General features: G+C 63.8%; 11 protein-coding genes. 8 read left to right on the top strand and 3 right to left on the bottom strand.

The features are described 5' to 3' along the window. The first annotated feature begins 958 nt into the window (after positions 1 to 958). Positions 959 to 3,505, top strand: a complete 2,547-nt coding sequence (locus NS2_RS25895; RefSeq protein ID WP_143161462.1) for a hypothetical protein — start codon at positions 959 to 961, stop codon at positions 3,503 to 3,505. A gap of 20 nt (positions 3,506 to 3,525) precedes the next feature. Next, positions 3,526 to 3,984, top strand: a complete 459-nt coding sequence (locus tag NS2_RS25890) for a hypothetical protein (protein WP_033089967.1) — start codon at positions 3,526 to 3,528, stop codon at positions 3,982 to 3,984. Positions 3,985 to 3,996: 12 nt separating this feature from the next. Here NS2_RS25890 and NS2_RS25885 read toward each other — a convergent pair whose 3' ends face one another. Next, on the bottom strand, positions 3,997 to 5,082 hold the full coding sequence (locus NS2_RS25885) for a replication-relaxation family protein (RefSeq protein WP_081986180.1): 1,086 nt from the start codon (positions 5,080 to 5,082) through the stop codon (positions 3,997 to 3,999). Positions 5,083 to 5,502: 420 nt separating this feature from the next. On the opposite strand from NS2_RS25885, the gene NS2_RS25880 reads away from it, so the two are divergent. The 6 genes from NS2_RS25880 to NS2_RS25860 all read left to right on the top strand — a co-directional run bounded on the left by NS2_RS25880 (position 5,503) and on the right by NS2_RS25860 (position 8,406). Continuing rightward, positions 5,503 to 5,733 carry a ribbon-helix-helix domain-containing protein gene (locus tag NS2_RS25880; RefSeq protein ID WP_033089966.1) on the top strand — a complete coding sequence of 77 codons (231 nt, stop codon included), beginning with the start codon at positions 5,503 to 5,505 and terminating at the stop codon, positions 5,731 to 5,733. Next, on the top strand, positions 5,730 to 6,173 hold the full coding sequence (locus NS2_RS25875) for a type II toxin-antitoxin system VapC family toxin (RefSeq protein ID WP_052086825.1): 444 nt from the start codon (positions 5,730 to 5,732) through the stop codon (positions 6,171 to 6,173). Before NS2_RS25880 ends, NS2_RS25875 begins: the two co-directional genes overlap by 4 nt. A gap of 338 nt (positions 6,174 to 6,511) precedes the next feature. Continuing rightward, positions 6,512 to 7,060 (top strand): hypothetical protein, encoded by a 549-nt coding sequence (locus NS2_RS25870; protein ID WP_033089965.1) that lies wholly within the window; start codon positions 6,512 to 6,514, stop codon positions 7,058 to 7,060. Positions 7,061 to 7,255: 195 nt separating this feature from the next. Beyond that, positions 7,256 to 7,777: an LLM class flavin-dependent oxidoreductase gene (locus NS2_RS38515; protein WP_197707872.1), complete on the top strand. Its 522-nt coding sequence runs from the start codon at positions 7,256 to 7,258 to the stop codon at positions 7,775 to 7,777. Beyond that, complete coding sequence (locus tag NS2_RS36900) at positions 7,743 to 8,096, top strand: hypothetical protein (protein WP_197707980.1); 354 nt, start codon at positions 7,743 to 7,745, stop codon at positions 8,094 to 8,096. The genes NS2_RS38515 and NS2_RS36900 overlap by 35 nt, the downstream gene beginning before the upstream one ends. An 82-nt stretch (positions 8,097 to 8,178) precedes the next feature. Next, on the top strand, positions 8,179 to 8,406 hold the full coding sequence (locus tag NS2_RS25860; RefSeq protein ID WP_033089964.1) for a hypothetical protein: 228 nt from the start codon (positions 8,179 to 8,181) through the stop codon (positions 8,404 to 8,406). A gap of 97 nt (positions 8,407 to 8,503) precedes the next feature. On the opposite strand, the gene NS2_RS37845 is transcribed toward NS2_RS25860, so the two are convergent. After that, positions 8,504 to 8,629, bottom strand: a complete 126-nt coding sequence (locus tag NS2_RS37845) for a hypothetical protein (protein WP_256255755.1) — start codon at positions 8,627 to 8,629, stop codon at positions 8,504 to 8,506. Further along, positions 8,605 to 9,417 carry an SDR family NAD(P)-dependent oxidoreductase gene (locus NS2_RS25855; RefSeq protein WP_033089963.1) on the bottom strand — a complete coding sequence of 271 codons (813 nt, stop codon included), beginning with the start codon at positions 9,415 to 9,417 and terminating at the stop codon, positions 8,605 to 8,607. Before NS2_RS25855 ends, NS2_RS37845 begins: the two co-directional genes overlap by 25 nt. Between the last annotated feature and the right edge of the window lie 61 nt (positions 9,418 to 9,478).

Below are 9,478 nucleotides of genomic sequence, written 5' to 3'. Positions count from 1 at the left end.
GTATTAAGCGAAGGCGAGGAGCACATCTTCGCTCGCAGTCGAGAGATCGTGTGAGAGCACGAATCCGAACGGAGAGCGATGAATTCTTCCGCGACGGGGTCGGTCAAGTGATCGTCTGATGTGGCATGCGACGACGAAGGCTACGGCATGGAACGGCGAGCTCAGGGTTGCAGGCAGCAGTTCCCTCCGTTCTACCTGCACTTTCCCCTCCTGTGTTGACACTTTCCGTCGCTTAAGTCAAGCTGTTGCCAGCGGTACCGTTGTGTACTTCGTCGGGGAGAAGCGTTCCCCTCGCAGAACATCATCTTCGGCACATATCTGTCCGACTTCTCCCGCATGACGCCGCGCTACATCGCAGGCATCGGCCGCAGAGCACACAGAAGCCGCATCCGCTCAATCGATCGGTCGACCTCGTTAGACGTGAAGTGCCCGAGGCGTTGATCGCATTTGGCGTGACTACCCGGCGCCACACCGCCATCGCCAATTCAGCACTGATTCGCTCGATCCTGTCGAGTGAGCTTATTCGGTTGCCTGCCGACAGCTGAGACGCCGATCCCTCTTTATCCCAAGTCTGGTAACGGGCTTGGGATTTTTCATGCCCAGATTTGGAAGGACCTTCGATCCCCATGTCCAGCACAGAATTCACCGAGCCCGTCGGTGTTAACCATCTTCGGCTTCGATTGGAGCCTACAGAACCTGTTATGGCGCAAAAGATTACGGATCTCAGCGGGAGTTGGTTGTGATGGCCCTCTCCCCCGAGTCGGGGTGGGTGCCGGGATGGACCCCTAGCGCACCTGCGGATCAGACGTCGGAGGGCCGGTCCGGTAGTGGGGCCCCTCGTGTACACAACTACACCGTCAAGAACGCCGCAGAGGCGGTACGTATCTACCAGCGCATCCGGGCACGCGAGGACATGGTCGCGGCATCGTTCGCGGATCCAGCGGCACCGCAGTCCGGAATGACCAGTGCGGGAAGAGTTCTCGCGCAACAGCACGGAGGCGAACCCGCGCCGGTGGCGGCGCAGGCGAAGCCGATCGCTGATCCCGAGGCGTCTTCGGTGCTCGACGACGACGGCTTCGTAGTGCCCCGGCCGGGCACGGTCCCGAATCCCGGTGCCCACACCCGCCCTGTACCGGAGTCGCAACCGCAGCCGGATGCTCCAGCCGCACCCGCGTCGCCGCAGCCGGACAACGCGATTCCGGCTGGTCCCGTAGCGGTTCCACCGGTGACGTCGGCGGGCACATCCGAAGAACCCGCAGTTGCTCTGCCTCGACCGGAGGACGTCCTCGCCCTACGGCCAGAAGGGGTGCCGTGGGATACACCGACCGGGAATGGCGGCGTCGCGACCAGTGTCATCGTGCCCGGCACCGGTGGCCAAACCATCGACACCACCATCCGCAACGCCGACGGGACCATCACCCAAGTGCGGTCGGTCTCCGATGGGAACGGCGGCGTCACGACCTGGACGGCCAACGCAGACGGCTCCTATTCGGTGCGTTACCCCGATGGCACACACGGTGCGGCCCCGGGACAAGCGAAGACCTACACCGTTCCCGTCGGCCTGAACCCGGCCGGGCCCGCGCCGATCGAATCCGCCATCACCGCCGACGGAAAGCAAGTTCGGACGACCTCGCTGAATTCCGACGGTAGCGTTTCGACCGCCGACACGACCCTCAATCCCGACGGCAGCGTCAACACAACCTACCCGGACGGACTGGGCGGAACCTATACCACTACCTCTCGATTCGACGAGAAGGGCCGCGTCGATCAAGCGGTGACCGGACGCCATAATGCCGACGGATCCGGGTATCAGATCGAATACGACGGCATACGAATCGATCGTGGCTCCAACGGAAGCGTTCTGGTTACCGGCACACAAGACGGAACGAGCTACGAGAAGGGCATCGACTCCTTCGGGCGACCGTTCGAGATCGTCACCGACCTGCTCCGCGGATACAGCTTGAAAACCTGGACCGACGAGTTCGGCCGACCTCACTATGAGCTCACCGACATGGTCGGCAAGACAATCACCACCACTGTCCCGCACGGAGGTAGCGACGGGGCGGACCGGCCATGGACTGAAGTCACTATCACTGATCTGCAGGGCAATCCGATTACCCACTATTCGAAGGGCAGAGACGGCGGCATCCGTACCGACGACGGGCTGATCCATTTCGTAATCGACGGCCAAGATGTCAAGTACAACAGCGACGGCACCGTGTATGTCCCGGACGATCACAGCACAGCCTGGCAACGATTCATCGGCACCGATCCCCAGCCCAAGGTGTACTTCGATCGTCACGGCAATCCGCAGCTGTACCATTCTGGACCGTCCGTGCCGGACCCGCTGTTCCAGATCTATCCCCCCAACAATGTCCCCGGCGAAGCGTTCTACAAAACCTTCGACGGCACGCTGATCATCAAGGACAAGAACGGATACCACTGGGGCGTTGCCTACGACGGTCCGCAAATCCTTCAGAGTGGACCGCCGATCCGTCCACCCGGGATCGGGCCGAGCATTCCAGGCGAAGGTGTCCCGCCCTCGCGCCAGAAACCCGATACCACCCCAGGTCTCGGACTCAATGCTGTCGAAGCCGAAACCCCGGGACTGGCAGGACGATTCCGCGCTGCCCCGGCCGCCGCTGCACAATCAGTCGAGGCCAACCTTTCCCGCGCGACTGCTACCGCGCCGACCTCGGAAGCGGCTTCGGCTGCGCGGTCACGGGCGGCATCGGCCACCCCACCGGAAAGTCCGGTTCCGGCTACAAAACCACAAGCTTCTGCGGCAGCCACAGAACGGACTGCGGCTCAGGTTGAGGTGGAAGCGCGCATCGAGCAGGGTCTGACCACCCAGCAGTCCGCCGGGCGCGTACCAGCGGCGGTTCCCCCGCCTCCTGTTTCGCCACCGCAGCCGATCACGCCACAGGCAGCAGGCGCAGCGGCACCGCGAGTCGAGGCGCCCTCTTCTCGCATCGAAGTCGGTGGAAACGGAAAGGCGCGAGCAAGCGTAGATCTATCCTGGCCGCCGGAAAGACCGAGTGGTCCAAAGCCGGCGATCGGCGCGGAAGGCGCAGACACGTGGCGTTACCAACGCCACCGCTTTGACAAGTACAGGAAAGGCGGATTGCAGGATGATGTGCTCCCGTTCGACCAGTGGAGGAAAGAGCGTTTCGAACCTGTCGAAAGGGGGGACAGGCCCGGTCGGCGCGGCGGCGCACAGCAGGTAGCTACAAAGAAGTACCTCGCGGAACACGAGGGTGTGCTGGAGGTTGAAAATGTAAAATTGGGCAGCAGGTTTCCCGATGGAATACGCGCCAACAGTCACGGGGGGACTGACTATTTTGAAGTTGGCAAGATGCTTCGGACCGGAAAGCCCGAAGCTCGGGAGCGAATCAAGTTGCAGGAAGAAATTGACGTGCTCAGGCCTAATGATACGATCACATTTGTTGACAAGGTCGATCCGTCGAGGCGAGTTACGTATCGACTCGGCGACAAGATCGAATGACAATTGGAAGGCTGTGACTGTTGTCTCTGTTCATAAACATACTCTGCAAGAAGAGTGTCGATCTGACTCGGCGCGAGATTGTAAGCGGCACGGAAGAATTCTGGTACGAAGACGCGCCGATTGTGTTTGCGCCATCCGAAGTTGATTCTGAAATCGATGACCCGAGCTGGGCTGTGTTGCGTCTGACTTTTCCCGGCGTCGACCGACCCGTGGCAATTACCCGATTCGATACCGGCAAACTAATCTCGGATCTAATTAGTGACATTCGATCTGAGATCGAATCGATACCCTCGGATGTTGCCAACCATCTGGATAATGTTAGTGCCGTGATCAGCATTGAGGTATTTCCTGAAACGCTGAATGATGACCTGTGGGAATTCCTGGATCTCGTCGAGTCGTTCCTTGCAACGAAGTTGAATGGAATCATTGCAACCGATGACGGCATCTACGATGAGAAACTCAAATTGATCGCCAGTTGACCCATGACTCACTTAATCACTATCCCACGTGCGGATTCCGATTTCGATGTCGTCATCACCAGTCGTATATGGAAGTTCGGGGGAGCATCCGTCCACGGGCGATGCGGAGTGCGATGCCTTTCGGGTGTTGAAGAGGTCACGGACTTGTGGGTCATAGTGGTCGAAGGCCGCCTCAGTGTAGGGCTGGCCGGGGTCGGCATGGTGCGCTATACATGGCCCGCGTTCGGGCAGGTCGGTCAGCCGAAGCCGTTCGGTTACCGTGTCGCCATCCTCGGCCGTCCACAATGCCCACCCCGGCCCTGCCGGGCCGTACGGGCCGACGAGGTTGGCGGCGGTGGTCGCGATCACAATGCCGGGATCCCATCCGCCCAGCGCGCGGCGTAGTGCGGTTCGTAGGCCGGTTTCGCGGCGGAAAGAGTGCAGCCAGAACAACAGGATGCCGAAACTGTCGGTCGGGAAGCTCTGGTAGTCGGCGAGTTTCCCGGTGACGGTGCTCAATGTCTCTGTGCCGGTGTCGTATTCGAGGAAGAATCGCACCGTGCGCCCGTCCTGTTCCCAGCATCCGTATCCGTCGGGACGGATGTGATCGTCGTTGGCAGAGTAGGTATTCCAGAAAACGTCGGTGCACTGCTTCTCCGACCACCACTGTGTCAACCCCTCCACTGGGTTCGGGCTCGCTGTGGCACGGTGGCGGGCGGGGTTGCGGTGGGCGGCCAGGGCACAGAAGAACCCGTTGACGCCGAGGCGGTGTCGGAGGGTCGGTGAGCAGGCCAGGCGTTCGAGTCCGAGGGCGTGCGCGGCCGGGGTGGGTGGTTTCTGGGCGCGTGCGGCGGCGATCAGGCGTGCGCCGGGATAGCCGCGGGTGTGGCGTGTTTGGCTGGTGCCGCCGCCATAGAGCGACTCACGGAAAGCGAACAGCATGCCCATCTCGCGCAGCTTGGCCAGCCGATCCTGCGCGCGGCGGATCGAGGTGAATTCCAGGCTGGCGATCTGGTGGGTGGTCAGCACCTTGTGTTCGGCCAGGAGGGAGAGAAGTCGACGGTCACGATCGAGGAGACGAAACCACGGACCCGCGTCCGGATGCCCGCCGCGGTGCACGCCACCAGGCCCGCCGCGCCGTTCCCCACGTGAGAATGTCCCAGTATTGATACTGAGTCGGGATTTCGACCCCACCCCCGGATTATGGCGTTGAGCGGCACGGATGCCGATTCCGTGTTCGGCGTTTGGGGTGGCGGTTATAGGACGCCGAGCAGACGCCGACCCACCCGCGCCACCATCCGCCGACCCAAACGCCGCGCGGCGGTCGTCCCGGCCAGTCATCGGGCACCACCGCCCGCGACCAGGCGGGAACCCACGGCCCGGATGATCACATCCGGCCCGTCGACCAGCACTGCCCGGTTCGTATGTTGGTCCGTCAGGTCCACTCCACAAGAGAGCCGCAGGTCAATGACCTGTGGCTCTCTTGTTTTTCCAGCAATGCGCGAACTCGAGAGATGCCCTACGTAGTACCCTACGTTTATGAAGGCCAAAACGAGCGTGTACCTGGAACCTGAGCAGGCTGCCCGTCTCAAGGAGGCTGCCGAAGCGGCGGGGCGATCGGAAGCGGATTTGATCCGCGAGGGGATCGAGTTGGTGTTGTTGCGGTCGCACCGGGTCCGCCGAACCCGTCCGTGGCCGTCGTTCGATTCCGGTGATCCTGGGTTCGCCGCCGCCGGTGAGGACTTGCTCGGCGGGGCATACGGCGAGTGAGCTTCTTCATCGCCGACACCTCGGCCATCATCGCCGCCTACGACCGCGCCGCGGAACTGCACGAGCGGGCGCGCGAATTCCTGTCCACCTCTGTTGCGGTTGTCTCGCCGCTGGTGCTGGATGAGGTCGATCATCTGCTCGTGGCGCGGTTCGGAAAGGACCGCCGCACAGCCGATCTCGTCCTCGATGACTTGCTCACCTCGGCCGAGGAGGGCGCGGTGCTCGTGCCCCCGGTGGACCGTGATGACCTCCGGGTCGCCCAGAAGATCATCGAGCAGTATCGCGGCCTGCGCCTCGACCTGGCCGACGCGGTCACGGTCGTACTCGCCGAGCGTTACCTCACCAGGGACATCTTGACGTTGGATGAGAAGGATTTTCGCGCCGTGCGACCCCTGACGCCCGCTCATCCGTCGTTCCGGCTCTTGCTCCAGGGCAACTGAACCACTGACAACCGCGGTCGGGTGCCCACCGCCTCTGATCGCGATGTCCGGCCCGTCGACCAGCACCACCCGGTTCGTATGCTGGTCCGTCAGGTCCACAACCCAAGGAACCACTCGTGACCTCGTCAGAGGTCGCGGGCGGTTTTTGTTTCGGAGCGATTCGGGATTTCGGCTGGCTGCGCCGGTCCGCGGTTTGTCCGCGGCGGCGGCGTCGAGGGCCTCGGCGAGAGACGCGCCCACGGTGCCGCTTGGACTCCTAGTCTGTTGCGATGAGCGGGCAGGGGAACGGATCGCGGCAATCCGGGGACGATCGGAAGGGTTTCCGGGAGCTGGGACCGGTGTGGATTTCGGCGATCGCCGCCCTGATCACCGCTGTGGTGGCGGCGGCCGCGTTCTTCCTCGGACACTCCACCGCACCTTCGGCCCATGACTCGGCTCGCACCCCTGGGCGCACCTCGACGGAACCGGCCAGGCCCGAATCCGGGCCGAAGCCCGCACCGCCCACCTCATCCCATGGAACCGAATTGATAACCTGTCCAATCGATCTCGCATATCAGTACGGACTCGTGCTGAAACCGGTGGCCAGGTGTCCCATGCCGGTGAATCTGATGCAGGCGGCCAACTCGGGCGCGGTGTCGCTCGTATTCAGCGACGAGGGACTGCAGGTCGCCAACGGACGTATCGCAGAGCTGGATTCGCAGGCGAGCTACGCCGCGTGCAAGGGTGCGACGCGATATCTGGGCCTGGGTCAGGCCATCAAACCCGAGAATATCGACGCCACCGCGTGTCTCACCGGCGACGGCATCGTGGTGGCGGCAACAATCGTGTCATTCAGCCGATACCCCTCGAGCTATGCCTCTCTCAGGCTGACCGTATGGACCGATTGACCGGATCCACTCGGCCGATGTGCTGGCGTTGTCGCTTCGGCGGATCAGCCGGTCGGATGGAACACCCTGCTGATTGCGGGGCAACATATTTCGGTGCGCGACGGTGTCAGGGGCACCTGGCAATATCACCTTGTGGACTTGCGATTCGGGATTCAGTGGGCGCCTGCGGTGAGTAAGTTGCCGCGGTTGCCGGGGATGGCGCAGGTGGCGGATCGGGAGGGGCTGGATCTGCTTGGGATACAGGATCATCCGTATGCTGGCGGGTTGGCGGATACGTTTGCGGTGATCGCTACCGTGTTGGCGGAGACCGAGCGGCTGCGGGTGTTTCCGGATGTGGCCAGTTTGCCGTTGCGGGGGCCCGCGGTGCTTGGGAAGCAGGCCGCCACACTGGATTTGCTGAGTGGGGGGCGGTTCGAGCTGGCGTTGGGGGCGGGGGCTTTCTGGTCTGCCATCGGGGCCATGGGTGGGCCGGTTCGGTCGAATTCCGAAGCGTTGCGGGCGCTCGAGGAGGCGACCGCGATTATTCGGGCCAAGTGGCGGCCCGGCGCGAAGGCGAAAGTCGAAGGAGCGCATTACGCGGTGCAGGGGGTGCAGTCGGGGCCTGCGCCCGCGCATCCGGTGGGATCTGGTTCGGGAGCGTCGGGCCCAAGGCCAATGCGCTCACCGGGCGCATCGCCGATGGGTGGGCCGCGCCTATTCCGCACTTCTGCCGTATGAGAAATGGCAAGCGACACAGGACATTATCTCGGCTGCCGCCATCGACGCGGGACGAAAGCCGGGGGATATCATGCGAATGGCGCAGCTCGTCGGAACGATCACCGAGGCTGCGGGGGCGGTGACGCTGCGTGGCGAGGAACCGATTCGCACCGATGCCGCGGGGTGGGCTCGCATATTGTTCGATCTCGCAACGGAAACCGGGTTCGACACCTTCGTGTACTGGCCGGAAACGAGCGATGAAACTCAACTCCGGCGCTGGATCGGTGATGTCGTTCCCGCTACTCGCGCACTATGGACCCGGCGGTCGAGCCGATCTTGATGCTTGTGCAGAAGTGTTGCGGCAGTACATAATTCCTGCGTCAAGATCGTTTTGCCGCCCGCAGGCGGCACGGGGAGGAACCATGAAGGTCAAGAGCGCCGTTGTCCGTACCGCGCTGGGCACGGCCGTTGTCGCCGCCGCCATTGTGACCACCGCCGGCACCGCGAGTGCCGACGTGCAGCTGCAGCCGAGCAGCAATGACACCACACAGAACGCCGACATCAACGGATACGGCTCGGGGAGCGCCGCCGGGTCCGGCCACGCCCTCGGCTCCCTGATCGGGCGACTGCTGTTCCACAACGACAACTGACGCCGAGAAGAACGCCCGCGACCTCAGCCGAGATCGCGGGCGTCTTCCGTTTCCGGCGCACCCATGACATGCCGGTGCAGGCCGCGCCGAAGGTCGGTCAGCGCTGGTTGGGCTTGTGGCCGTGGTCGGCCTTCTTCTTGCGGCCCGCGCGCTTCTTGCCGACTCGTTTGGACATGTCGGTTCTCCTTCGGGAAGAGGTCAGGCGGTGAGCTGGTTGCTCCACGCGGCCAGGCGGGTGCGGGCGCGCGAATTGCGCACCAGCGCTGCGGCGTTCGTCGGGTCGGTGCCCTCGTAGTAGCCGCCATTGGTGACCGGTACGGTCGGCGTGGCCAGTTGGACCAGCAGGGCGGCGGCGGTGTCGAGGGGTGCGGCGCGGTGGCTGCGCAGGCGCGGGAGGTCGATCTCGAAGTCGGCCGGGTGCACGCTGACCGAGGTCAGGCCGGCGGGGCCGGTCTCGGCCAGGGAGCGACTGAACATGGTCAGGGCCAGCTTGGACTGGGCGTAAGTGGCCAGGGGCGTGTAGATCCCGCGGCGGCGGTCCAGGTCCGAGTAGTCGATATTGCCTGCCGCGTGCAGCTTCGAGGTGACCGTGACGACCCGGCCCCGGGCCGCTTCCAGAGCGGGGAGCAGGGCCGTGGTCAGGCGGTGCGGCGCGAGATAGTTGACCTGGAGGGTCAATTCGTGGCCGTCCTCGGTGTGGGTGCGGGCGTCGGGGGCCGCGATGGACGCGATATTGATCAGGGCGTCCAGGCGGGTGAGCTCCGCGGCCAGGGTGCGGCCGAGTTCGTCGACCTCGCCCAGCCGGGTGAAATCGGCCTGCACCATGCGGACCCGGCCGGGCCGCGCCGCGGACTCGAGCCGCTGCATCGTCTCATCGGCGTGGTTCTTGTCCAGGATGTGCGCGATGACGGTGTCGCCATCAGCGATCACCCGCTGCGCCGTCGCGAATCCGAGGCGGGTATCGGCCCCGGTCACGAGGACGGTGCGGGGGCTGGACAGGGTTGCGGACATAGCTCTCCGATCATGCGGGGGCGGCTCGCGACATGCGGGCGCGCGGAATTCGCGACGAAGG

It is taken from the genome of Nocardia seriolae NBRC 15557 (assembly GCF_007990715.1).
Taxonomy (GTDB): domain Bacteria; phylum Actinomycetota; class Actinomycetes; order Mycobacteriales; family Mycobacteriaceae; genus Nocardia; species Nocardia seriolae.
Note: the sequence above shows the minus strand (reverse complement) of the source record. Positions and strands in the feature narration are given on the sequence as shown.

What these genes read in the sequence shown, in the direction of transcription:
- NS2_RS25895 (WP_143161462.1), top strand. Translation starts at nt 959, where the DNA reads ATGACCAGTGCGGGAAGAGTTCTCGCGCAACAGCACGGAGGCGAACCC.
- NS2_RS25880 (WP_033089966.1), top strand. Translation starts at nt 5,503, where the DNA reads ATGAAGGCCAAAACGAGCGTGTACCTGGAACCTGAGCAGGCTGCCCGT.
- NS2_RS38515 (WP_197707872.1), top strand. Translation starts at nt 7,256, where the DNA reads ATGGCGCAGGTGGCGGATCGGGAGGGGCTGGATCTGCTTGGGATACAG.
- NS2_RS25860 (WP_033089964.1), top strand. Translation starts at nt 8,179, where the DNA reads ATGAAGGTCAAGAGCGCCGTTGTCCGTACCGCGCTGGGCACGGCCGTT.
- NS2_RS25855 (WP_033089963.1), bottom strand. Translation starts at nt 9,417, where the DNA reads ATGTCCGCAACCCTGTCCAGCCCCCGCACCGTCCTCGTGACCGGGGCC.